20 protein-coding genes are annotated in these 23,770 nt (G+C 46.7%); 9 read left to right on the top strand and 11 right to left on the bottom strand.

What is annotated here, in order from left to right; genetic code table 11:
• Positions 1-268: 268 nt before the first annotated feature.
• From H6G89_RS09730 to H6G89_RS09720, 3 genes are all read right to left on the bottom strand, one after another.
• A complete protein-coding gene (locus tag H6G89_RS09730; RefSeq protein WP_190505422.1) occupies positions 269-643 on the bottom strand; it encodes an endonuclease domain-containing protein in 375 nt (124 codons plus the stop codon).
• A gap of 109 nt (positions 644-752) precedes the next feature.
• A complete protein-coding gene (locus tag H6G89_RS09725; RefSeq protein ID WP_190505420.1) occupies positions 753-3,677 on the bottom strand; it encodes a pentapeptide repeat-containing protein in 2,925 nt (974 codons plus the stop codon).
• Between the two features lie 378 nt (positions 3,678-4,055).
• Positions 4,056-4,373 (bottom strand): hypothetical protein, encoded by a 318-nt coding sequence (locus H6G89_RS09720; protein WP_190505418.1) that lies wholly within the window; start codon positions 4,371-4,373, stop codon positions 4,056-4,058.
• A 190-nt stretch (positions 4,374-4,563) separates the two neighbouring features.
• On the opposite strand from H6G89_RS09720, the gene H6G89_RS09715 reads away from it, so the two are divergent.
• Positions 4,564-5,034: a hypothetical protein gene (locus tag H6G89_RS09715; protein ID WP_190505416.1), complete on the top strand. Its 471-nt coding sequence runs from the start codon at positions 4,564-4,566 to the stop codon at positions 5,032-5,034.
• A gap of 120 nt (positions 5,035-5,154) precedes the next feature.
• Here H6G89_RS09715 and H6G89_RS09710 read toward each other — a convergent pair whose 3' ends face one another.
• Together H6G89_RS09710 and H6G89_RS09705 are read right to left on the bottom strand one after the other, a co-directional pair.
• The gene (locus tag H6G89_RS09710) at positions 5,155-5,442 is read right to left on the bottom strand and encodes a hypothetical protein (protein ID WP_190505414.1); all 288 of its coding nucleotides are present in this window, start codon (positions 5,440-5,442) and stop codon (positions 5,155-5,157) included.
• Between the two features lie 378 nt (positions 5,443-5,820).
• Positions 5,821-6,393: a DUF721 domain-containing protein gene (locus tag H6G89_RS09705; RefSeq protein ID WP_190505412.1), complete on the bottom strand. Its 573-nt coding sequence runs from the start codon at positions 6,391-6,393 to the stop codon at positions 5,821-5,823.
• Positions 6,394-6,397: 4 nt separating this feature from the next.
• Here H6G89_RS09705 and H6G89_RS09700 point away from each other — a divergent pair, with 4 nt between their 5' ends.
• The gene (locus H6G89_RS09700; protein ID WP_190505410.1) at positions 6,398-6,595 is read left to right on the top strand and encodes a hypothetical protein; all 198 of its coding nucleotides are present in this window, start codon (positions 6,398-6,400) and stop codon (positions 6,593-6,595) included.
• Positions 6,596-6,654: 59 nt separating this feature from the next.
• Here the strand turns inward: H6G89_RS09700 and H6G89_RS09695 are convergent, their stop codons facing one another.
• Positions 6,655-7,320 (bottom strand): helix-turn-helix transcriptional regulator, encoded by a 666-nt coding sequence (locus tag H6G89_RS09695; RefSeq protein ID WP_190505407.1) that lies wholly within the window; start codon positions 7,318-7,320, stop codon positions 6,655-6,657.
• 784 nt (positions 7,321-8,104) lie between these two features.
• On the opposite strand from H6G89_RS09695, the gene H6G89_RS09690 reads away from it, so the two are divergent.
• The 3 genes from H6G89_RS09690 to H6G89_RS09680 all read left to right on the top strand — a co-directional run bounded on the left by H6G89_RS09690 (position 8,105) and on the right by H6G89_RS09680 (position 10,483).
• Positions 8,105-8,653: a hypothetical protein gene (locus tag H6G89_RS09690; protein ID WP_199336626.1), complete on the top strand. Its 549-nt coding sequence runs from the start codon at positions 8,105-8,107 to the stop codon at positions 8,651-8,653.
• A 136-nt stretch (positions 8,654-8,789) separates the two neighbouring features.
• A complete protein-coding gene (locus tag H6G89_RS09685) occupies positions 8,790-9,812 on the top strand; it encodes a hypothetical protein (protein WP_190505405.1) in 1,023 nt (340 codons plus the stop codon).
• 365 nt (positions 9,813-10,177) lie between these two features.
• A complete protein-coding gene (locus H6G89_RS09680) occupies positions 10,178-10,483 on the top strand; it encodes a hypothetical protein (RefSeq protein WP_190505403.1) in 306 nt (101 codons plus the stop codon).
• A 219-nt stretch (positions 10,484-10,702) separates the two neighbouring features.
• On the opposite strand, the gene ftsH is transcribed toward H6G89_RS09680, so the two are convergent.
• From ftsH to H6G89_RS09660, 4 genes are all read right to left on the bottom strand, one after another.
• Positions 10,703-12,562 carry an ATP-dependent zinc metalloprotease FtsH gene (gene ftsH / locus H6G89_RS09675; RefSeq protein WP_199336641.1) on the bottom strand — a complete coding sequence of 620 codons (1,860 nt, stop codon included), beginning with the start codon at positions 12,560-12,562 and terminating at the stop codon, positions 10,703-10,705.
• A gap of 336 nt (positions 12,563-12,898) precedes the next feature.
• On the bottom strand, positions 12,899-13,795 hold the full coding sequence (locus H6G89_RS09670; protein WP_199336625.1) for a DMT family transporter: 897 nt from the start codon (positions 13,793-13,795) through the stop codon (positions 12,899-12,901).
• Positions 13,796-13,826: 31 nt separating this feature from the next.
• Positions 13,827-14,528 (bottom strand): glutathione binding-like protein, encoded by a 702-nt coding sequence (locus H6G89_RS09665; protein WP_190505402.1) that lies wholly within the window; start codon positions 14,526-14,528, stop codon positions 13,827-13,829.
• 288 nt (positions 14,529-14,816) lie between these two features.
• Positions 14,817-15,116, bottom strand: a complete 300-nt coding sequence (locus H6G89_RS09660) for a hypothetical protein (protein WP_190505400.1) — start codon at positions 15,114-15,116, stop codon at positions 14,817-14,819.
• A 910-nt stretch (positions 15,117-16,026) separates the two neighbouring features.
• On the opposite strand from H6G89_RS09660, the gene H6G89_RS09655 reads away from it, so the two are divergent.
• From H6G89_RS09655 to cmoA, 4 genes are all read left to right on the top strand, one after another.
• Positions 16,027-16,614 (top strand): hypothetical protein, encoded by a 588-nt coding sequence (locus H6G89_RS09655; protein ID WP_190505397.1) that lies wholly within the window; start codon positions 16,027-16,029, stop codon positions 16,612-16,614.
• Between the two features lie 127 nt (positions 16,615-16,741).
• Complete coding sequence (locus H6G89_RS09650) at positions 16,742-18,007, top strand: U32 family peptidase (RefSeq protein ID WP_242059885.1); 1,266 nt, start codon at positions 16,742-16,744, stop codon at positions 18,005-18,007.
• A 5-nt stretch (positions 18,008-18,012) separates the two neighbouring features.
• Complete coding sequence (locus tag H6G89_RS09645; RefSeq protein ID WP_190505395.1) at positions 18,013-19,185, top strand: U32 family peptidase; 1,173 nt, start codon at positions 18,013-18,015, stop codon at positions 19,183-19,185.
• Positions 19,186-19,317: 132 nt separating this feature from the next.
• Positions 19,318-20,088 (top strand): carboxy-S-adenosyl-L-methionine synthase CmoA, encoded by a 771-nt coding sequence (gene cmoA, locus H6G89_RS09640; protein ID WP_190505393.1) that lies wholly within the window; start codon positions 19,318-19,320, stop codon positions 20,086-20,088.
• Between the two features lie 938 nt (positions 20,089-21,026).
• Here cmoA and H6G89_RS09635 read toward each other — a convergent pair.
• Entirely contained in the window at positions 21,027-22,373 is a 1,347-nt protein-coding gene (locus tag H6G89_RS09635; protein ID WP_190505391.1) for a CmpA/NrtA family ABC transporter substrate-binding protein, read from the bottom strand.
• Positions 22,374-23,770 lie beyond the last annotated feature (1,397 nt).

Genomic DNA, 23,770 nt, shown 5'->3' with positions numbered 1-23,770 from the left:
ACTGCCCTCTAGCCCTCCGAACTGTTGACGCAGTTTTGAGGGTTAGTCATCTGGGGCTGTTGGCGCAGCTTCCAGGTGACGCTTTGATGGTGGATATTTTTTGTTGACTGACAAACAACCGTACTAAAGAACGGGGTTTTTCGCAAGCGTGTTTTGATACAGGTTTAGGCGATCGCACTGTGGATATCAATAATTGATCCCCCTGCCTGCGGCATCCCCCTTAAAAAGGGGGACTTTGGCTTTTATCGCCCCCCTTTTTAAGGGGGGATCAAGGGGGGATCAACCCTTCGATCGCCCAACAAACATTTTCAAAATCCTTCAATACCTGCTGATTTGTAAACCTTAAGACCTGTAATCCGTACCCTTCTAATCGCTCAGTTCTCGCTTGGTCATAATCTTGACCATCTTGTGTGAAGTGGCTCTCTCCATCAATTTCAATCACTAGCTTTAAGCTGGGACAATAGAAGTCAACGATGAAATAATCGATCGGTCTTTGTCTTAAAACTTTGAATTTGAAGGTTCTCAAGTATTGATACCAAAGCTTCTTTTCTGCGGGTGTCATGTTCTGTCGCAGTTCTTTTGCTTTGGAAATGAGAGCAGGATTGTAGGGAAGATGAAAGTCGCTGTTGTTGAGGTTGGGCATTTAGTAGATCCCCCCTACCCCCCTTCAAAAGGGGGGTTGAGTGCTAGTTAGGTTGCAAGCGGCTTAATTTCTAATGTTTTAACTTTGTGATTGTCTCTATTTCCTTTGCTTATTTTGATTCTGTTTCCTCGGTTGAACTAATCATCAGCTTGTTCTCCAAAATTGTTCCTTTCAGATTTGCTCCTTCAAGATTTGCCCCCTCAAAATTCACTCCTTTCAAATTTGCTCCTTCAAAATCTACCTCTTCCAGAGTTGCCCCTTCAAGATTTGCCCCTTCAAGATTTGCAAATCGAAAATTTACATACTCTAAATATGCTTCTCTGAAATTAGCTCTTCTAAGGTTTTCTCCAACTAAATTTACATCTCGAAGATTCACTTGTTCAAAATTAATATTTACAAAATTAGTTGCAGAAAAAGTAACTCCTGATAGCTCAGCTTTTTTGAAAATTGCTCCTTCGAGTTTAGTGCTCCAAAATCTTGTTCCACTAAAATTTGCTCCTGAGAAATCTGCTCCTTCTAGATTTGCTTCTCCTAAATTAGCTTCATTTAGATTTGCATTTCTCAAATTTGCTCGTTTAAGGTTTGCACTGTAGAAGCACACATCTTCAAGATTTGCTCCTTCAAAATTTGCTCCTTCAAAATTTACTCCATAAAAATCTCTGCCTATTAAAATACATCCCTTCATGTTTAGAGTTCTCAAGCAATTCAGAAATAACTCAGATCCTAGCTCTATTCTCTGCCCTTGACTTTTTGAAATCCAAGCACCAAGAACTTCAGATGAGGACCATTCAATCATTGAAGTGCTCTTAGTTGCCATAGCACAAGTATGTAAAGCGATTAACAATGCTTTTTCCGAGTTACAGGCATACTGATATTTTGTCTTAAAATCAGGGCATGAATTTAAGCGTTCCATTGGCATTCCATACTGAAAAATGAAATTAATTAAATGGCAAAGGGTTTGCTGCCAACCAGCAACATCTGCTGAATATTGCTGCTGTTGAAACATTTCATTTAAAATAAAATTAAATAGATTTCTATCTATGGTTGAAGGTCCACAAACTAATGCCCAACGATACAATGCATGTCGCTCATCCCAGTCTTCATAAGGGTCCTTGTGGCGGTCCTTCAATTTCCGATGGATATGCTGAATTTCTTGAACAATACGTCGAGCAGTTAAGTACTCTCCAAAACTCTTGTGAGTAAATTCAAAAGTTTTGTCACCGGATCGGTCATGTCCGCTTTGACGGAAATAAAAGGCAGTCAGCAAACGAGTAATGCTAGCTTTTGAGTCGTCCCGAAAGCCCTCTTGAAATCGGTTTAATAGGTTCTTGAGATTGCTGTTTTCGCAATGACGCTCAATCTCCCGTACCGTAGTGGTGCGTCCATTTCCATGCCAAGCTGCCAGAGCAATCTCCTCTAAAATTCGAACAAAATCTTCTTCCTCAATTCCTTGAATGGCAGCATGTTGACGGTTTCCCGCCCCACCTTGCTCCCAACCTCGTTCATAAATAGCTTTAAGTAGATCCCCATAGACTGCATTCAGGTTAGTCTCTTTCGAAAAATTCAGCTTTCCCCGTTTCAGACTGAGGGCAACCAAATAATTCAGCAGGGGTTGCGCTGTAATCTCAATCAAATTTCCCTGGTCTAACTCAGGGGGCAATCCAGCATACCCTCTACCGCTTGCTGCACCATAGTTTTGCCACCAAAGCTGCCGCTGATCCTGCTCCAGTAGCTTTTTCCCATCTACATAATGTTTTCGGTCGTTTTTTGGCAAAAAGTAGGGCAAGACGTGCAAGATTTGTCCATCTTTGCGAAAGTCGGTTTCATTTGCCTGCACAACCACTTCTCGCCCGCTAATTAGGACTTGTAAGCAAGTTCCTTGGTGGTTAAACCGCTCCACCTTACGTTGTACCTCTCGCACAAAGTCCTGCGCGGTTTTCTCGGCAATCTTTCCCTGCATGGCTAGCTCATCTAAACCATCAAAGATGATCAGCAGGCGAGATTCCCGTTGCTCAACGGCTAGTGGATTGTGAGGCAAAATACCATCCATCTGCACAAACTTGCCTACTGCATCAATCAGGTCGTCCGAGGGTTCAAAATGGTGCAATGGAACAAATAGCACTGGAATCTTGCCCTTGGCTGCCAACTTAGCGGCAAACATTTTGGCAAAAGATGACTTGCCGCTTCCAGGACCACCACTAATTAATCGAATTGCATCCGTTCGTACCGCTTTGTCGAGCCAGGTTTCTAGCTCTTTCTCCAGATCAACAACGACTCGCTCCTGTTGTTTATTGCCTGCAATCCTTCCTTCTAATTCCTCAGCTTTCTGTGCTTCAACTTTACGGTTGTAGTAAGCCCGTAGCGGCACATACACCCGCTTGAGGCTAAAGGCTTCCAAAAACATGGGTTCTTCTACCTGCTTTTGCAGCCAAGTTGCATATCGCAACCACGCCTGAGCTCGCTCATTGGCTTGCGTAAAGGGAGTATCCAGCTTGTCTTTAAGTACAGCATAGTCCTTTGCGTGACTGCCCCACTCTTCATGTAGTGCTGCTGCAAAGTAGATAGGCAGACGATCCGCGATCGCCTGAGCATCGACTTCACTCAGCCCATACTGCTGCAACCATTCCCTAAAAGCAGGTTTAACCGCCTCAACAATAGGGTCTTTATCTGGATGCTCAAAAAATTTCTTGTTAATTAGTAAGCTACTGGTTTCTAAAGCCTGGTTAATCCTGACCTGCAAAGCTTTACTGTCAAACTTGTCTGGCTCTAATTCAGTCTTCTCATCAATGAGAGTCTTCATTGCCTGAAGTAAAGAGCGGTACACCATTAACCAGGCAATTTCTTCGGCATTTGCCGCTAAACCCAAAGCTGCTAGAGCATCAACTCCATCTCCTGCTAGACTATCCCACTTACCAAAACCGAAATCTACTAAACCTTTACCCAGTGCTTTTGAAAAATCTTTGAAATTGACCTTAATGGATTTTTTCAAAACTGAGGTAGGCTTGCTGATTGGTAGTCCAGAATCACTTGTCATAGGGAATTAAGGAGTAGCTTTGCTGATAGGTAAGGGGTTGCATCTATTTAAGCAAGTTATTCACGATATGCCAGCAACATTATTAGTCTTAATTAAGAAACTGAGATAGCCTGGTTGGAACTCAGTTTTAGATGCGGAATGTTGAGATTAGAATTCAAGCGATCGCCCTTTCAACTCTAACTATCGCGTTCTAGGCTTTAATTACCCTCAAGATTTCAAGTCTCCCTTTTTAAGGGGGATGCCGTAGGCAGGGGGATCAAAAACTGGAGAGAATTCTTCAAAATGCAAATCCTTTTCTAGAGATCCCCCCTACCCCCCTTCAAAAGGGGGGCGGTGAGAGCTAAAGCCCCCTGTTTAGAGAGATTCCCCTACGCCTCCTTAAAGGGAAAAATGAGAGCCAAAGTCCCCCTTTTTAAGGGGGATGCCGCAGGCAGGGGGATCTTGATCTGTAGCGTATAAATCATGAAATGGAACTTCAACCCCCATCAATCGCACTTCAACCCCCATCGATCGCACTTTGACCTCCATCAATGGAGCTTTGACCTCCATCGATCGCACTTCAACCCCCATCGATCGCACTTTGACTCCTATCAATGGAGCTTTGACCTCTAACGACGGAACTTCGACCTCCATCAATGGAGCTTTGACCTCCATCAATGGAGCTTTGACCTCCACCAACGGAACTTTGACCTCCACCGACGGAACTTAAAGAGCAAATGTGCTTACTCCTAAATTTATTTCCTCCTAGAATTTTCTGAGCCTTTATTTTTCTACCAACTAAATTTTCAGTGCTATTACAGGTTAGTTCCACTTCATATCGGGCATCTATAGAGCTATCCCAATGCATTCACCATTGAGTGCACTACTTTAAATTGAATCTAAACCCATGTCTAACTTAATCAGTGCGAGTTTGCCTGCTGCCGACCAAGCCGATATTTTGACAGCTCTTACCACCATCCGTGAAAAGCTTCCCTTCCTGTTGGGTCTGACCCCTGAGCAACGGCGCAGTTTGTGTCGGATGGGTGACAAGTCTCGTGCCTTTGTGGATAGGGCGTTAGAACTAGCTACGCAAAATGCTGACCTGATGCCTCGCTGTTTAGATGTTGAAGAAATGCGGCGAGATTTAGAACTCGTCGAGGCGTTATATCCCATCTTGTTCTCAATCGGGCAATTGAAAGAATTAATTGAGGACACCTATTTGTTAGCAGGCAGTGAGGCGTATTCGGCGGCTCGCACCGCATATAACTCTGCTCGTGCCAATGGCAAAACGATGGGGCTAAGTGAAGCGGTTGATCAAATGGGACGTCACTTCAGCCGTAAGAGCCGCAAAACAAAAACCCCTTCGTCTCAGGCTTAGCCACTCAATTAAGGGCGATCGCTCTTGACGAGCATTAAGCCAGGGGCGATCGCCCCACACTTTCCCAATTCATCTAACTGCCTCTTTCCCGGTTCCCTGGCATTGGGTTATGAAAGCAGTTTATATATCTCCATCAATCGCAACTTTTACCGTCTCAACCGCAGGCTCAACATCTTTACTTAACAGGTCGAGTTGATGCTCAGCAGAGTGTTGCATTTGATTGCGCCAGGCGATGATCCCCGGTATGGCTTCCCAGGTGGGAGCAAAGGGTGGGATCGCCAGTGAGCAAGCCTTCCACGTACCCTGAACCCCCGCACAGAGTTGCTGACAATACCCTCCACGTCGTCCCTCTGCCCGATAATACTGGCAGTGGCGACAAACTGAAACGCCGAGGTTAGAAGTGTTCATGGTGAGCTTTTTTATCAAATATCTTTATAACCATTCTCATCTTTGCTTTTTTGCCAATAAATCTGTCAAAAACGACTAAACCTCTTAATTGATAGGAGGTTTGGCGATCCCGAAAATAAAATAAGTTTCAAATTGTTTTTATATTTCCCTTAAGAAACAGACATATTAAAAACAGCAATCACGATTCCTATATCTTTTGAGTGGATGTACTGCTTTCGGTTAAAACAATCTGGGGATCAAGAAGAACCGAAAGCGATCGCCCTCTTCTCAACTTTTTATTTCTCAGGGAAATTACGGACCCTTCTAATGTCAATTTCAGGTATTTAGGCTATGCTCTACAACTTTTTCGGCTTAGACTATTACCCTGACTAACGTAAATCAAGAATCCTTTGGCTGCCATTGCTTAGTGGCGCATAGCGCACAAACAGACCACCGCTTTAGCTCTCCAGTTGGGGTGGGGCACTGACACTGAGGGCACAAGGGCAAATGTTGTAGGCGCGATCGCATCCTTTCAGACCAGTGTTGAAACACTTCAACTGGGTCGCTGCTGGTTTCGGACAGACCCGGTTTCAGAGTGTTCAAGTCTGTCTCAATCCGACTGGGGTGTTCTTGCCAGGTGACAGTGGCACTGTCAGGTTTATCCTGTTTGGGGGCATCCGAATACCACTGAGCCGTCGAAAATCGAATATCCGTCAACTGGCTGCCAAGCTGAGCGTTCAACTTTTCTAGAATACGGTGTCGTTCAAACACGAGATTTTGCGCCCATGCAGGACTCGATGTAGCAACCTGCAACACCTGCCGCTGAATCTTGATCGGGCGGGTATGGGCTGCCACAACCGGACCCACAACCTGGAACCAGCACCCCAACAATTTCTGAAACTGTTGTTGGGCTTGCCATGCGTCCTGGTTGTCAAAGGAACTGAAGAGTTGGTGGAGCGATTTAAAGGACATGGCTATGAGCCTAAGCGAATCTACTGAAATTCGCAACAGCAAAATTACGAAAGCCGTTCAAAAAGGGGGTGCTGCTCCAATCCAGGAATTTTGGAGGGGCGTTTCGCAAAACGCTTGTATTGCTGTAGCCAGATTGATGGGGCAGCGGCAAGCAACGCCCAAAAAAAGAGGGGCGATCGCCCCTCCTGCCGTCAAAATCTAACAAACCCTTGACCAGGGTGTTTAGTTGCCTACTCCGGTGTCACTCTCCAGAACCACCAGTTACTCGTTTGCCCAGAGAAAAGCATCCCGTTTGGCGTTGATGCTTTTGACGTGCTTTTTAACCGTGTCGATTGCAATGTGCAACTCGGCAGCGATCGCTTTGTAGGTGCAGTTGGCTCGGCGTAACAGCCACACCTCTGCTTCTCGCGGTGTCAAGTTATATTTGCGAGCTTCAGCGATGACAGCATCCTTGAGAGATTGACTGCGGTCTTCTAGCATCACCAACAGATAAGGACGATTGGCATCCTCTATCTCGACCCAACGCGCACGAATCCGAATAACGCTGGTCTTGCCGATATCAATCTCATCTTCAATCGTGACGATTCGGTCGGGATAGTGATCCCGGCTATCAATCAACGCCTCACAGATCCGCCAGATCTGCTGGGGGACTTGGGTTGTGCTGGAACGGTCTTGCATAAACTGATGACAAATCTGCAAAGCGTAGTTATTGGCATTTACCAATTTGCCTTTATCGGTCAGCAGTAACACGCCATCCATGAGGCTTTCTAAGACACTCAACAACAACCCAGTTGACTTATTACTTTGAAATAAGACCGCATTTTGGGTTTGCGTTGCAAGTTGAACCTCAGCTTGCAGCACGGACAACGACACACTTGATTGTGAAATTGATGGAGTTTGTTTTGATGTGTTAATGAGTTTGTTCATTTTGGGGGCTCGAATGAACTACTAAATCCTTACACAGGAGGCTAAATGCTCTCGTTTCTAGTATTTTTAGCTTGTTTGATCAGTTCGCATTTAAGTTCTGTGGTCAGGATGCTTCTATAGAAATCCACGCAGGTTTGTACGGTAGTTTGCTTTATGCCACTACATCAACTGATCTGAAAATTTCGGTAGTACTTTAGCCCTGATAGCGTTGGAGGCACCCATTTAACGTAGCGATCGCCTTAATGCATCAATGTCTCACGAATCAATGAAGCCATTCCGGATAGACCGTAAATTAATGATCCACTTCTATAACTGGTCATTGATATTGGAGTGATTGCCGTACGTTTCTGGGTTCTATCAGCCATTTGAGCAACAGGATGTTTAGCGATCGCCACATAACTTCAAACATTGCAATCGATCGGTGCGAGGCTTGACCCTCATTCAGGGTAAACCTCTAACACCCCGCCTTAACAACGTGGCTTTTGTCATACATACAGGTCTGCCAAAACATCGCCTATTATGCAAATTCGCAGAGATTTTCGTGAAGGGATTTTCGTGAGGAAATATCTGTGAAGCAAATAGGTATGGGGCACTATGAAGAACTCTAAAAAGATGCCTGTCTGGAAAGAGTACCCGCACTGGGTACTGTGAGCCGTAAATCCATTTGCCATGATTACTTTAGTTGACAAGGAAACGACAAGAGCAAACAAACCAAACGTTAAACCATTGCTCTCAGTCAACTTGTTAACTTCACCACTTTGTAACAACTACGAGGATACATTTCATGGCAGACACTATTACATCTATGACATCCACTCCTTCTGTTCCTGTTGTCGGACCTCAGCCCCGTGCTCAACTGTCTGCAACTGAAACTTACTCCAGAGCAATTTTGGGTCCAGTCTTTTATGAATTGAGCAACTTGCGCGTTGCAGGTACAGCAGGTATTCCTCCTTTCCCTGACTATGTAGCTCCTGGTCAATCCCCCTACATCGTTATGGAAGATGAAAACTTTACCCTGAGTGTAGATATCAAATTTAACAACACTCCGCTAACTCGCCTGTTGCTCTGTCTGGGCATCAAAATGGAAGCTCACTTCGCTTTAGAAGGTGTGGGTGCAAAAGCAGTTGAATTGGATCTGAGCGAGAGCATCATTTCCGAGAAGGACAAGTACACCTACACCATCACCTGGAAGGGTACTCCCAAGTACGCCAAAATGACTCCTGGCTTCTATGCGATCGCGGGTGTAGTGAACGTTGGTCCTGCGGATCATCCTTGCGGTCAATTCCTGTTGGGTTGCGGTTACATCGCTGGCGTATTCCTGCAAGTTTGCTAGGATTCACGCTCCTAACATAGCAGTCACGATACCTAGCCCTCCCGTGAGGGCTAGCCCTAAAACACGACAGTAAACCAAATTAACTGGTAGGTTGCTAACCTGCCAGTTTCCTCATATGACAGTTGGAGCAACCACCATGACGGAACCAACCAGCAGAAAGAAAACGACAACTTCTTCTCGTCGGCGTAAGACTGTGACCTCAGTGCCAGAGAGTGAAGCTGCCAAACAGCCCACCCCTGAAGCCATCGTGCAGCCCATCCCAAACACTGAAGCAGATGCGGCGGAGCAAATCACCGAACCGCCCACTCTAGAGGCGATCGCCCCAGAGCAGAAACCGCTTTGCACCACAGATAACATCGATATTGCAACAATCAATATTGCAAAAACGAGAATTGCAGAAACAAACATTGCAGAAACAAACATTGCAGAAACAGACATTGCAGAAACAGACATTGCAGAAACAGACATTGCAGAAACAGACATTGCAGCAATCGCTTCTGTTGCCACCTCACAGCCCATCCCTGAATGGGAAACCATGACATCGTTTAACGTCACAGTGCAGAGCCGCACCCTTGCAAATCACACCGAATATCAGACTGTCATTCAACAGGTTGACTCCCATAAAACTGAGATTTGGTCAGGCATCCAGACTCAACCATTATCAAATTGGATAGCGACCCAACTTGACGTAAACTCAACCCCCACTCAATCCTTACCGCAAGCTGAGGTTGAGATGGTTTCCGTTGACTATCCCTTAGCTGTTAGAATTCACCAACTCGAAATCAAACAACCCCCTACAACGGGCAGTGTGATGATTGTCGATCGCACGAATCAGGCATTCCTAAACCCGATTCACAGTCGTCAGGCGTTTACGCTCACTGTCGCCTTTGAGGTGGTCGGTTTAGAGGATGTTAATCCTAACGCCTCATTTGCCTATACGGCTCAGGTGTATGCTCGTCATCGTTACACAGGTTGCATCTCACCTCTCAGCAGCATTGAGGTCACTGAAATTGTCGGAGAAGCCCCAACTCACAAAGCCACTTTTCCAGAGTTGATGTTTGAAGACCCCGGTTTTTATCGGCTTCAAGTTCTAGTTAATGTCCGACAGGCAACAGCCCCGTCAGGTTATTTTGAAGTGCCTGTTTTACAAGTTGTTTAAACAGAGATAGTCAATTCTTAAAGATCTTTTAAGTTTTTCTGAATCCCAACACTATCAGTGCCGTTTTAAGGCACGCTATGTTTAATTCTCACCGACCCGTTCTAGAGCATGACAGCAGGCACAAGACCACAGGGAAAAGCTGAACTCACGGTTATGTCAGCCGTGAACTTCTAACCATTGTGGCGATCGCTTGATCTGCTGTTTTTGGCAGGAAAATTTCTCCTTTGAATGAGAAATTGCCTACTGCAATTTCTACCTCTTGAAAGAAGGCTCTCAAGCAGGCCTGCATCCTTTCATAGATGTATCCAATAACGGGGAACGATACGTTGAGAAAGTAATGTAGCGTTGTTGCAAGGAAAGCAAACATGATAGACCCAGTTGGCAGTGCCTATCCAATGCGAGCCTTAGTGAGACACAAGGCAAAGGCGAAACTCATAGAGGGAATTGAGTTTCAAGATGATTGCCCTCTGGTAGACGAAGACCTGTTGCGTGACCTGGCGACAACTCTGTTTCAATCAAAACAAGCTCAAGACCTTTATACCCAGTGCCATTCTCGACACGAAGCAGACGAGATCGAGAACCGTTTTGCCACTGAATTGGTCGAAACTTACAAACAGATTAAGCAACAGGAAGCCAATCCTCTGGTGCAATTGCTGAATGGGTTGCTGTAGCAATCTCCTCAGAAACGCGAATTATAGTTTCCGGTGCAATGTGGACGCTCAATGCCTGTACAGGGTTGGCGGTGCCAACCCCCTCCTAAACCTTGATTTGTCTAAAGACCCGTTTAAATCGGTATTAGATAAGCAACGTCCTAACCTGTATAACGATTGAAGGGGCTTCACAATACGAAGCCCCTTCAGCAAAAGGATGAAATCGGGTTATAGCAACGGTTACGACACTGCCGGAGTTGCCAGTTGTCTTTCAGGCAGGGGCGTATGTTCTGCTACAATCTTGCGGAACTGTTCCCCTTCAATGGTTTCCTGCTCCAGCAAGATATCGACCAGTTTATCCACCAGACCTCGGTGTTCGCGGATAATGCGACGAGCTTCAGCATAACAACGGGTGGCGATCGCCCGCACCTGTTGATCGACCTTGACCGCGACTTCCTCTGAGTATTCAGAGCGTGCCATCCAATCACGTCCTAAAAAGACTTCGTTGTTGCCGCTCTCCAGAGCAAAAGGTCCAAGATCAGACATGCCATAACGAGTCACCATTTCGCGTGCCATGTCTGCAACAACACGAATGTCATTGCCTGCACCGACTGTGATCTCTGCATCACCAAACACTTCCTGTTCGGCGGCACGACCACCCAGGGCGATCGTAATGCGATCGAGCAACCAGGAGCGGGTATACAGACCGCTATCGATCATCTCTTCGTTAAAGGTTTGCTGTGCAAACCCACCCACTCCCCCAGAGCGAGGGATAATCGTCACTTTGTTGAGAGGGTCAGAATTTTTGAGTAGTGTCATCAGGAGAGCGTGACCCACCTCGTGATAAGCAATCAGTCGTTTTTTCTTGCTATCCATCAACGGGGCGAGCGTCATGCCCGTCGTCACGCGATCGATCGCATCGTCAATTTCGAGCATCGTCACAGCGTCTTTGCGCCGACGGGCCGTTAAAATTGCCGCTTCATTCAGCATATTGGCGAGTTCTGCCCCAGAAAATCCAGGAGTCCGACGGGCGATCGCTTCTAGAGAGACATCCTGATCCAGCTTTTTGTTACGGGCATGGACTTGTAGAATCCCTAATCGCCCTTTATAGCTGGGCAGATCGACCATCACCTGACGGTCAAAGCGACCCGGACGCAGCAAGGCTGAATCCAGCACATCTGGGCGGTTTGTTGCCGCAATGATAATGATGCCAGTGTTGCCCTCAAAGCCGTCCATCTCGGTGAGTAACTGGTTCAACGTCTGTTCTCGTTCATCATTGCCACCACCGATACCCGCGCCCCGTTGCCGTCCGACCGCATCAATCTCATCAATAAAGACAATACAGGGGGCATTCTCTTTCGCTTTTTTGAACAGGTCGCGAACACGAGAAGCACCCACCCCGACAAACATCTCAACGAATTCAGAGCCAGAGATGCTAAAGAAGGGAACCCCCGCCTCACCCGCGATCGCCTTTGCCAGCAGGGTTTTTCCAGTTCCAGGAGGGCCTACCAGCAACACCCCTTTGGGGATCTTGGCACCGATCGCCGTGAATTTCTCAGGTTTTTTCAAGAAGGTAACAACCTCTTGCAGTTCTTCCTTGGCTTCTTCGATCCCAGCCACATCATCAAACATCACACCCGTTTTGGCTTCCATCTGGAACCGCGCCTTCGATTTGCCGAAGTTCATGGCTTGCCCAGAGGCGTTGCTCGATCGCCGCAAAATCATCAGCAACCCAACAATGATAAGAAACGCTAACAAGGCATGGGTGACAAACCAGGCGATCGCCCCACTGCTGGCGGAGGGACGCACTCCCAAGTCCACATTGTTTTGACGCGCCGCTTCGACCAATTCGGGGTTGCGATCGCCCGTAAACAGGGTCACTTCTTTGGGTTGCGTGTTGCGGGGCTGATCTTCCAGATAGACCTCAGCCACACTGCGTACAGGATCGATCTCAATTTTGCTCACCTGACCCGACTCAATTCTCTCTAACAGTTCAGTGTAGGTGAGCGTGTTGTTGCGAGCAGGAGAGCTATTTTGTGCCAGAGCTGGACTCGCCAAAACCGTTTGCAACATCATCCAGAGGGCGGTTACAGCTCCCATTGCGACAGAGCTGGTTTTAGGCGATCGCGCTGACGTTGTCATTGACGCTTGATCCATCGATCCCTCGTTAGTAGGTTGCTTCATAACTTAAGATGTCCTTTCCGTGCCGTAACCAAATGTGAGTTTATATGCTGCTAACCGTCGAGACGGCTAAAACCAGTGCGGTGCGGGAACTGAGTCCCAACCAGGGATTTCACCCTGCACCCCACCCTAATTCCCTCTATCGCTGTTATGGAAGTTGAATTTGATACGTACCATCAGGTCTTTGGGGCAAATCCTGAAGGTTTGAAACCGTAGAATATCCCTCTGCCACTAGTGTAACCTTACCTATCCTAATCAGTGTGTTGCTGAATGGGGATTCTTTGCTGCCATAGAGTTCAGAATCAGTGCAATTAGAATCAGTGCAATGCCAAGCCACTCTGTCAGACTGGGCACTTCACTCAGTTGTATCCAGGCGGCAAATACCCCCACCACAGGGATCGCCAGAGTACCCAAACTGGCAACCCCGGTGGGTAACTCATTGAGAGCGTAAAACCAGAGCAACCAGGCGATCGCCCCTCCGGGAAGAATGTTGTATAACAGAGCCGCAATAAACGAGGGTGTCCAGTGAATCGGGGGAGCCGGAATGGCGATCGCCACCAGAATCAGGGGAATGCTGCCAAACAACATCTGCCAGGTTGTGAACGACAACACATCAAAAGCAGGGCGGTGATTGATCTTTTTGAGAATGATCGCACTCATTGCCCAACTGATCCCAGCGGAAACGGCCAACGCTTCGCTTAACAAACCGCCCGTTAAACTCAACGGCAGCAGCACCAACACCAAGCCCACCAGCGATAGCCCCACACTCAACCACTGCAAGCCACGCAGCCGTTCCTTGAGAAAAATCCACGCCAGGATCAGTGCCCAAAACGGCATGGTGTAATTCAAAACAGCGGTTTTACCTGCGCCACCACTCACCAATGCCCAGGCAATTAACCCCACTACCCCGGTTGTTTGTAACACGCCACATACAACCGTTTCAGCGATCGCTACAGGTTTGAGGGGTTTCCGCAACCAGACCATGAGGAGAAACAGGCTCAACGATCCAAAAAAGGCTCGAATTGCTGCGAAATCAAAGGGAGCCGCATCACGGACAGCAATTTTCATGACAACCCAGTTGTAGCCCCAAATCATTGCCAGACCAATTAGAGCCAGAATGGCAACCTGGGGCGGAGTGCGTTTAGAGGTCACTGAACGTCTTTATATAAATAATGTATACAGCTTAAGGGGTTGGCAATGTTGCGGCTGTTTGCCCAAACAGAATCTTCTTGCTCTCCTCGGTCATCGTGGAGGCACTTTTAAACGTCTCCCCTTTTTCGTAGGCACGAACGACAGCCGGTCGAGCCTGCATTTGCTCAAACCATCGCTGGAGATTGGGAAAATCTGCTAAGTTTTGCTGTTGTCGCTCGTAGGGCACAATCCAGGGATAACAAGCCATATCGGCGATGGAATAGTCCCCTGCTATGTACGCTCGACCTTGAAGTTGGCGATCGAGCACTCCATATAATCGGTTTGTTTCGCGTACATAGCGATCGATTGCGTAGGGAATTTTTTCTGGAGCGTATTGCACAAAGTGATGATTTTGCCCTGCCATCGGCCCTAATCCGCCCATCTGCCAAAACAGCCATTCGGTTACGGTTTTGCGTCCACGCACATTAGCAGGCAAAAACTGACCCGTTTTTTCCGCGAGATAAAGTAAAATTGCACCTGATTCAAATACTGAAATCGGCTCTCCTGAGTCGGCTGGGGCATGATCGACGATCGCAGGCATTCGATTATTAGGAGCAATTTTCAGAAAATCGGGTTTGAATTGGTCGCCTGCTCCAATGTTGACAGGCACGATGCGATATTCAAGTGCCGCTTCTTCTAAAAAGATAGTGATTTTGTGCCCGTTTGGGGTTGCCCAGTAATAGAGGTCAATCATTGCGTCACTCCTAGCAATTCATCCTGACAATACCCTAAGCCTAGATGAATCGCTAGAATTCAACACAAGAACTTAAACCCTGACTAAAACTCCAATTCTTAGTACAACTCGTCGTAAATAGGGTTGGGAATTTGGGGTGCAGGGGTTCCACCCCTGGCTGGGGCGCAGCCCCCACATCCCCTTGTTTTATTTCCGAATCCTATCTGTGAATAGCAGTACTTAGAGCAGTCGCCTTGGGTTAATCAGCCGTCACCCCAACAGGTATGCCCCGTATCCCTTGCTTCTGATCTATCCTTGAAAATTTCTCAACGAGTAATAGAGCGATTCGTATTCTGCTTGGGAAATCGTGTCCGTCTCATAAACCTCAGACAACCATCGCTCCACTGCAATTGAAACCATTTCCACTTTAATAAACCGCTTTGCAGCGGCATAAGCTTGTGCAGAGGTGGAATAAATACAGCCGTCGTCAAACATATCAAACAGAAAAGGAACGGGGGGTTTGACCTGGAATGAAAAACCTCCTTTCTCCAAATAGAGGTTAATTTCCCATCCTCTAAAGGTCTTCGGTTCTAGTATTGGGGTTCTCATTGCGTTTTCCGGGATTGAATGTGGTCTGACTTATGTCCCTATGGTGCGCCTCATGAGCGATCGAATCCTCAGCAGTTCAACGCAAGAATTCTGCTCCGCTTTAGTGAACCTCCGAAGAAGTACGGATGTAATACAGGAGGAGATGCGAGGCAGCGGTATTACCCTAGTTTGGACTACCTGTACAGATGGGAAAGACTCCGTAATTTTCCATGAAGTAGTTTTAACCGAGTCAGGCGGGACTCCGTAGTTTTAACTTTCTGGTGATGCGAAATCCCCGACCAGGACTACAACCCCCCATTCTCTGGCTCAGAAATCTCCTGAGCCAGAATCTACCAATCGGTTTTCGGCAGGGGCGTTTCGCGAAACGCTCTTACAGGTATTTTGTTTCCTGGAAATCTCCTTAACGGTCTTGGCAATTGCCGCATTTAATCGTTGGTCTGCTAAACCTGTCCATACGGTTTTCGGATTGATTAAATCCACAACCCTAAGATCTGAGATGAACGCAGTATGAAAAGTATCACTGTTAAATACATTTCTGAATGCATCGCTCATAAATTGATTTAGGATTGCTCTAGAATATTTCAGAAAGATGTTCATCTAGAGTTTGCAGTTTGTAAAGACAGAACTGAAAGATGCAGGAATAAATGATCGCTGAAGTCAATCACACAAACTTTCAAAAGTTCTGAAAATCTTTATCGAGATAAAAAATTTTGTACCTGATCTAAAGATAGATTCTTACTCAATGTTATTGATTTATCTATTTCATGAAATACACTAAATTCATGCGTTGATCTGCTAAAGTGCTTTCATTTGCACTACACATCGTGAGCGATATCATAAGCGATCGCCCCGCATTCAGCCATACAGACTCCAAAGCCACCATCCACCCCACATATACTGTGTCTTAACAATGACTACATCAAAAAAACGCTCATCAGTTACCGTTTCTAAAACATCAATCGATCAAGCCACACAAACACTCCAAAGTCTTCCCGAAAAACCAAAGCAAGGTTGGTCCTTGCGGGAAGCGATTGATCAGATGAACGATGTGATTTCAGCAGCCATTAGCAAAGGCTACAGCTATGAAGAGCTGGTTGAGTTGCTTCGGGGTCAGGGCATTGAAATTAGTGTTTCTTCCTTGAAGAATTACCTCACTCGCAGTAAGCGAGAAAGTAGTGCTGCGGCTCCTGCAAAAGCGACTCGTAAACCGAGAGGTCGTAAGCCAAAATCAGACCAGGCAGACGCTCAATCAAATACTGCCAATGGAGCAACACCAGAAGCAGAAGATAAAGGCTCTGCTGATGAATCTGCGGCGGCAGATGCTCCGACTGCACCAACATCCACTGAGCCAGAAGCTCCGGCTAAGCGGGGAAGACGTCCTCGTTCATCGTCTCGTACTCAAGCTGCCGCTAAAAATCAATCTGAGAATCAGGTCAAAGTTAGTCCATCCAATGGCCGCAAGACTCGCCGCAAAAAGGATACATCTTTAGCGTCGTAGAGCTTCTAGCCATCAATTGAAATTGGGAAATCCACGCATCCTCAATATCTCACTGCGCTAGTTTCTCGGCGCGTCGATTTTCTAGTGCGGTAGAATGGAGTGACTCAATGGGGCTGCGTTTATTGTGATGATGTGGAAACCGGAGTTGCTCGCTCCTGCTAAAAACTTGGAAAGATTGTACGTTGCGATCGCCTACGGAGCGGACGCAGTGTATTTGGGTGGGCAAAAGTATGGGTTACGGGCACGAGCCGATAACTTCACAGAGGATGATCTGGTGCAGGGCATCCAATTTGCCCATCAGCACAACGCCAAAATTTATGTCACTCTCAATGCCTTTCTTCATGATGCTGACTTTGAGGGCTTTGCGGAGTATTGCCAGTTTCTTGAAGCGATCGGGGTAGATGCAGTCATCGTGTCTGATCTTGGGGTGATTCGCAGAATTCAAGCTAGCTCGAATCTCTCGATTCATCTCTCAACACAAGCCTCCTGCCTCAACGTTTATGCGGCTCAGGTGTGGGCAAAGTTGGGGGTGAAGCGGTTAATTGTGGGGCGAGAGTTGAGCATTGCTGAAGCAGGTCAGATTCGCCAGCAAACCGGAATGGACGTGGAGATGTTTACCCACGGTGCTATGTGTATGGCGTATTCGGGGCATTGCACCATCTCAAACTTTACCGCAGGGCGAGACTCAAATCGGGGGGGATGCATCCAGTCCTGTCGATTGCCCTATCATTTGCCGACAGATCATGCCATTGAGCAAGCCCAACCGACTGAGTTAGTGGCGTTTATGTCGTCCAAAGATCTGTGGGGTATTTCGCAAATTGGCGACTTTTTTACTCACCAAATTTGCTCCCTCAAGATTGAAGGGCGAATGAAATCATCCTTTTATGTTGCCCTGACCTGCAAAGTGTATCGGCAACTGATTGATGCCTATGCCAATGGCACGTTGGATGCTGCTTTGCTGGCAGAAGCTGCGGCTGAGTTGCAGTCCGTTCCCCACCGCGATTACACCACCGGATCGCTGGAAACCCCTGCCGATCGCTCCTCTGTGTTTGAGCGGTTGCATGGCATTAATACGGGCACCCATCAATATATTGGGTTAGTCCTGGACGTTACTTCAGAAACGGTGATTGTGCGATTGTTGGAGCCATTGGCGGTGGGCGATCGCTTAGAGATTGTGCCGTTTGTGGGAGAGCCGATCGCCTGGACAGCACAGCAGTTGACTTCGATTACGGGAGAACCACTGCAATCGATGCGACAAGACAGTGTAGTGTGTGTTGCCAAACCAGAGGGACTGGAACGTTGGGGGGCGATCGCGCAATGGAATGTTGTCCGTCTTGCCTCCAATGCGTCGTCCTCCAACACCCAACCTGTCCTTGAATCGGTTGCGGTTTAGACTCTATGCAATTCAACACCTTTGCCTCCTCCAGTCGTGATCTTGAGCGGTGTGCCCATGCCCCCCAGTTACAGGAGGTGCTGCTGGAGCCAGCGTTGTTAGCTCGCCAGGGAAGGTTGGGGGAAGCAGAGGTGCAATCCCTGGCACTAGAAGCCACGCAGCGGGGATTGCGTCCCGTTCTGGTATGGGACATTGTGATGACCGAGCGGATGTTGTCGGTGGTGAGCGATCGCCTGCAACGGTGGGATCTGCGCCGTTTCGCCGCAGTGCGGGTGAGCGACGTAGGAGCCGCTTATTGGCTTACAACTCACGCGCCAGAGATGCCACTGCAACTCATCGTCGAAACAGGCAACCACAACCTTGAGGCATTGCAAGGATGGTGTGAGTTGTTTGGCACTTCGCTGGAGCGATTGATCCTATCCATCGAACTCCCCGAAAAGCAATTGGTTGAGTACTGTCAAAGCCTGCCTGTTGCCTGTGAGTTGTTGGGCGTTGGACAGATTTTGTTGTTTTACTCGCCGCGATCGCTCCTGTCAGCACACATTTCCAATCCTCAAGAAGAAGAGAATGCACCCTATTTAGAAACCACCGTCGCGTTTGAAGAGTCTCCTCAACGCCCCTTCCCCACGGTGGAAACGGCTCACGGTACGTTGATGTTTCTCGACAAAGATCAGTTCATTCTCGATCGCTTAGAGGCACTGAAGGCAGCGGGTTTACATACCGTTCGTTTAGATCTGCGTCATCTGGGACGTGATGGAGATATGGCGATCGATATAGACCGCATTTGTCAGCAAATTTTGGATGATCCCGTTGTGCTGCGGAAACAGTGGGTACGAGAGACTCGTGCGCCATTTTTTAATGCCAATCGGACGACCTCTTTATTCAACCGGATGAAATCAAAACTGGATGATTACAATACGCCGCAACGGTTAGCCGAAGTGGTTGCTGCTGAGAAAGGTCAGTACCTTGTCTTCTACACAACGCAATCGTTTCACGTTTCACACATCAAAAGTATTGTGCTGACTACAGGAGAAGAACTCCCTCTGCCCCAAAATTTAGTCTTCCGAGACATCCACAATGAAACAGTAGAGGCGATCGCACCACAGCAATTAATCATCACCGAGTGGATTAAGAAAGTTGTGTCGGGTTCACTGTTGATTGGAGGGAGTGGGGAGTAGGGAGTGGAGGAGTAGGGAAGTGAGGGAATGGGGAACAACCCCTCTTACTTTTCTTTTTATCTTTTATCCTTCATCCTTCTTTTTTCTCTCTTCTCTCTTCTTTTTTCTTTCTTCTCTCTTCTTTTTTCCCTTATGCCCGACCCAATCGACGCTGAGCTTTATTCCACATCGCTCTATCTCAACCCTGACAAAGATGACCTATTTGAAAAAGGACCGTGGCCCAAGCCCTTCACCTTTAACGAAGAGGTAGCGCGGGTCTTCGATAACATGGTGTCACGCTCAGTGCCACTGTATCGGGAGGTGATTGCCTGTGCGGTGCATTGGGCACACGCCTACTACCAGCCCAACACTCAAATTGTAGATATCGGTTGCTCAACCGGTACTTTTTTAGAACTGTTGGGACGCTTTCTCAAACAACCGGCTCAACTCGTTGGCATCGACAACTCTGAGGCGATGTTAGAGAAAGCCCATGAGAAGTTAAAAGAGATTCAACATACACATCAGGTGAAACTGATTTGTGCGAATGCGGAAGATATATCGTTTGACAATAGCAGTGTCGTCGTAATTAATTACACGTTGCAATTTTTGCCCGTGAAACAGCGACAGACGTTGTTGCGATCGCTCTATGAGGGTTTAGTACCCGGAGGGCTGCTGTTTTTGAGTGAAAAGGTGAAGTCGCCCCATCCACGATTACAAGAAACAGTGACGTTGCATTATGAAGCCTTTAAAACCCGTAACGGCTATGCCCGAACTGAGATCGAACGTAAAAAAGAAGCTTTAGAGAATGTGCTTGTCCCCCTAACGGAACAGCAACAGATTCAAATGTTACGCGACAGTGGCTTTGAGCACATCGATACTTTAATCAAATTGCATAATTTTGTTTCACTAGTGGCATTGAAATAACGCCAGAAAAAAGGGCAACTTTTTAGGGTTGCCCTTGGGCTGTTAGGAAACCTTGTGAGTGAGAGGTGGTTAAGACTGTGAAAAGGCTACCGTGTACACACAAGTTCTTTCAGACCCTAAATCCCCTAACGTTGAGGGACTTTGAGCCTTTATCAAGAGTCTTGACCCAATCAGAAACACCCATACTTGGAACCGATGCGAAGCGCGCCTTTGGGTTAACCAAAACACCTTCTGCTAGGGGGTTTAGGGGAGGCAGTGGCGTCCCCCAATGGGGGGTTGGGGGAAAATCTCCCAATGCCTGGTTTTGAAACTCATTGGAGCAACCAAGTCTCATTAAAAAACAGAGATGTGTGTACACCGTAACTTGAGAAGGGGAAAATCCCGGAAGCTACCCTTTAAAAGAGTTAGGGGTTCTAACTGCGTAATATCAATTTGAATTGTGAAGGCGACGAATGCTTGTACGGGTTTGGCAGTACCAAACCCCTCCCCAACGCTGATTTGCCCAAAAAACTCTTTAAGTCGGTATAAGTTCTGATAGCTTTGGTCAGAGAGCATAGGACAAAGGCAATCGTTCAAACCCTGATATTGGGGGAGTTTCCTGACTCGCCTCCGCCCTATCGAATGTGGTTACGGCTATATCTGGTTGACTGACAAAATTTCCAAAACCCTTGATATTCCGTGCTGTGGCAGGCGAATGGAATTCGCACCTATTTGATCGAAGCCCATCTGCGCGGACTCAATGCATCAAGGTTTTCTGTAACCCACATCGACGGGTTTTGCTCTTTTAGCTGTGATTTCAATCGCCAAGCCCAAAAGATTTGGGTCATATGTGTAACTACGATGTCAGGGCTGAGTGCGATGAATAAGCGAAGTTCAATAGCGATCGCCACAAGTCAAAGCATCGCTCTTATTACAAGGGGCGATCGCCACCAAACTGCCTACACAGAAACCTTCTTGATTTGCAGGCTCTTCAGGTATGCCGTCGGATCATTGGCATCAAAGGTAATGCCGTCAAAGAAGGTTTCAACGCCGCGTGTAGTTTCTTTAGGAATGTCAGCATCGGCGATGCCCATTTCTTTAGCCGCTTCACGCCAGAGGTCTTCCCGGTTGACCTTATCAATCCATCCTTTGACATCTGTATCGAGTGGTAACATGCCCCACCGGATATTTTCTGTCAGAAACCAGGCATCGTGGCTCTTGTAAGGATAAGACACACTGCCTCTCGGATCTTTCCAGAAGAGTGGTCCCATGTTGATGTCATTGATAGCGGGCTGACCGTCACCCAGGTTGTATTGCCCCTTCATCGGAGGAGTGAGGATATCGGCAGCGAGGTTAAAGTATTCCCGACCGGAGAGAATCTGAATGGCTTCATCCCGGTTGGCAGGGTCATCAACCCATTGCTGTGCCTCCATCAACGCCTTCATGATGGCTTTCGTCGCCTTGGGATATTGATCTGCCCAATCAGCACGCACTGCAAAGTATTCCTCTGGGTGAGCAGGCCAAATTTGAGCAGTCAATGTTGCCATGAAGCCAATGTTTTCTTGCACAATCCGGTAGGGCCACGGGTCACCTGTGCTAAATCCATCCATGGTTCCCGTCTTCATGTTGGCAACGGTTTGTGGTGGTGGAACAGCAATCAGCTTCACATCAGCATCAGGGTCAATTCCACCTGCGGCTAACCAGTAGCGAATCCACAATTCCTGATTCGCACCGGGGAAGGTGTAAGCCGCTGTGAACGGAGTTCCACCCCCTTTGAGTTGAGTGAAATAGGATTTTACCTGACTCAAATTCAAGTGCATGTTCTTGCCGCTGTGCTTACCCGCGATCGCAATTCCATTCCCCTGCGTGGAAGTTTGCAACAGCACATACATGGGCAGTTTGGATTTGTCTGCTGTAATCAACCCTTCATTTAAAAAGTAGGGCATAGGCATTTGAAACTGGGCTGCATCCAATCCGCCCCCTTGAGAACCAATGATCACGTTATCCCGCAACGCCCCCCAAGAGGCTTGTTTCACAACCTGTACATCGGTCATTCCATACTTATCAAAAAAGCCTTTGACCTTCGCAATGATAATGGGAGTTGATTCAAAAATCGGGATATAACCCAGTCGAGCCGTAGTGACTTCCGGCCCTTCTCCACCACCAACGTTAACTGCCGGGGAAGCGGTTGTAGTTGTTTGTTGTTGATTTGGATTAGGTGGGTTGGTGCAGGCATTGAGCAAAATTGTACCTGCTGTAGTTGCACCGGCAGTATAGAGAAACCGACGTCTTGAAAGCTTAGACATGAGCAATTTTCCTCCTAACATGAGTGAATATTTGACATTGCGAAGTAGCCGAAAAGAAGGGCTTTCTTTCCAGTTGGTCTTGGCTATTTGTCAAATGCTTAATTTCTTACTTGAAAATAGATTAGCTTCTCTTAAAGGTTTTTTTAAGCTCATAAATGCAATTAAAAAATGAAAGTTCAAATTAGATATATAAGTTTTGATTTTGTTTAGCTTTGTATCTCAAATTCATTAATTTGAAGAATAAGGTTTTCTTTTTAGTTTTGGCTTAAAATGCCAATTTATGAATCACGATTAGTTATAAATGCTTACTACCAGAGTTTAATCCAAAAATCCATCAATACTTACTATTGAAATTACATTTAGTTGTTGATCAATCACTCAATAGGTCAATCGTTATTATCAGGATGGCCTCAGGCTCAACCAGGAATTTCGCCTTGCATCAGAACAAGTTAATAGACGGAAATCTTTACCCTGAAACGCTTTCAGCTTTATATACAGTCTTCAACATTCAGCAATCGCAGTGCCCTTATCTATCTATTCAGGAACGTCTTAGTAACTCAAATAGAGCCATTTATCAATCATGACTATCAATTGCTGCTATAGCAATCCTATTTGATTTGTGAAAAAAGCTGTTTGTGAAAGTGCCCGCCCAAAGGGCGGGCACTTTCACAAACGATTTAGGATCGCTATATAGACAGTAACTATCAGAATGGAATAGAGCTAACTATCAATCATGATTATTAAAATGAAGTGAGGTTTCTATCAACTGGCGTAATTAAGCAAAGGTTTGAGAAGCTCAGCTTACCTACTAAGGGTACACATCTAGCAGGAAGGGGCGATCGCAAAGAGTGATTGACCAAATGTTGTAACGACCAGCAAACCTTCGTTATTGTCTACCTGCGATCGCGATGGCATAGAGCTATCTATCAATCGTTACTATCAAAACGGAATGGGGTCATGAATCAATGGTGATGATTAATTTGAAGCGAGGTTATTGTTCAATCGTTGCTAGAACAATTCCAAATCATTGAGAAGAAAATGTCTGAAAAGTAAACATTGCGCTTTCAGGTAAACAATAACTATTGACCAATGGCCTATTAACCGACAACTATTGACCATTGACTATTAACCATTGACCATTAACCAATAACTATTGACCATTAACCAATAACTATTGACCATTGACTATTAACCATTAACCAATAACTATTGACCATTGACCATTGACCATTAACCAATAACTATTAACCCTGATTGACTGAATATCTCGTTCCAAAGCTCTGCCCCCTGACCATCAGTGGTAGAAGCACTTGTAGGGCATTCTCAGCTAGAAGTTGGGAACAAGAACTGGTTTTCGGACAGGCACTAACTCCATGCCGAATTCCAATTCCTGCGGA

Origin of the sequence: Oscillatoria sp. FACHB-1407, assembly GCF_014697545.1 — a bacterium.
Taxonomy (GTDB): Bacteria; Cyanobacteriota; Cyanobacteriia; order Elainellales; family Elainellaceae; genus FACHB-1407.
This window is presented reverse-complemented; position numbering and strand designations above follow the sequence as displayed.

Coding starts and splice junctions, on each gene's coding strand:
- cmoA (WP_190505393.1), top strand. CDS start 19,318: ATGCCCGACCCAATCGACGCTGAGCTTTATTCCACATCGCTCTATCTC.
- H6G89_RS09710 (WP_190505414.1), bottom strand. CDS start 5,442: ATGAACACTTCTAACCTCGGCGTTTCAGTTTGTCGCCACTGCCAGTAT.
- H6G89_RS09635 (WP_190505391.1), bottom strand. CDS start 22,373: ATGTCTAAGCTTTCAAGACGTCGGTTTCTCTATACTGCCGGTGCAACT.
- H6G89_RS09695 (WP_190505407.1), bottom strand. CDS start 7,320: ATGAACAAACTCATTAACACATCAAAACAAACTCCATCAATTTCACAA.
- H6G89_RS09700 (WP_190505410.1), top strand. CDS start 6,398: ATGAGCCTAAGCGAATCTACTGAAATTCGCAACAGCAAAATTACGAAA.
- H6G89_RS09705 (WP_190505412.1), bottom strand. CDS start 6,393: ATGTCCTTTAAATCGCTCCACCAACTCTTCAGTTCCTTTGACAACCAG.
- H6G89_RS09730 (WP_190505422.1), bottom strand. CDS start 643: ATGCCCAACCTCAACAACAGCGACTTTCATCTTCCCTACAATCCTGCT.
- H6G89_RS09725 (WP_190505420.1), bottom strand. CDS start 3,677: ATGACAAGTGATTCTGGACTACCAATCAGCAAGCCTACCTCAGTTTTG.
- H6G89_RS09715 (WP_190505416.1), top strand. CDS start 4,564: ATGTCTAACTTAATCAGTGCGAGTTTGCCTGCTGCCGACCAAGCCGAT.
- H6G89_RS09645 (WP_190505395.1), top strand. CDS start 18,013: ATGCAATTCAACACCTTTGCCTCCTCCAGTCGTGATCTTGAGCGGTGT.
- H6G89_RS09650 (WP_242059885.1), top strand. CDS start 16,742: ATGATGTGGAAACCGGAGTTGCTCGCTCCTGCTAAAAACTTGGAAAGA.
- H6G89_RS09660 (WP_190505400.1), bottom strand. CDS start 15,116: ATGAGAACCCCAATACTAGAACCGAAGACCTTTAGAGGATGGGAAATT.
- H6G89_RS09655 (WP_190505397.1), top strand. CDS start 16,027: ATGACTACATCAAAAAAACGCTCATCAGTTACCGTTTCTAAAACATCA.
- H6G89_RS09665 (WP_190505402.1), bottom strand. CDS start 14,528: ATGATTGACCTCTATTACTGGGCAACCCCAAACGGGCACAAAATCACT.
- ftsH (WP_199336641.1), bottom strand. CDS start 12,562: ATGGGAGCTGTAACCGCCCTCTGGATGATGTTGCAAACGGTTTTGGCG.
- H6G89_RS09685 (WP_190505405.1), top strand. CDS start 8,790: ATGACGGAACCAACCAGCAGAAAGAAAACGACAACTTCTTCTCGTCGG.
- H6G89_RS09680 (WP_190505403.1), top strand. CDS start 10,178: ATGATAGACCCAGTTGGCAGTGCCTATCCAATGCGAGCCTTAGTGAGA.
- H6G89_RS09690 (WP_199336626.1), top strand. CDS start 8,105: ATGGCAGACACTATTACATCTATGACATCCACTCCTTCTGTTCCTGTT.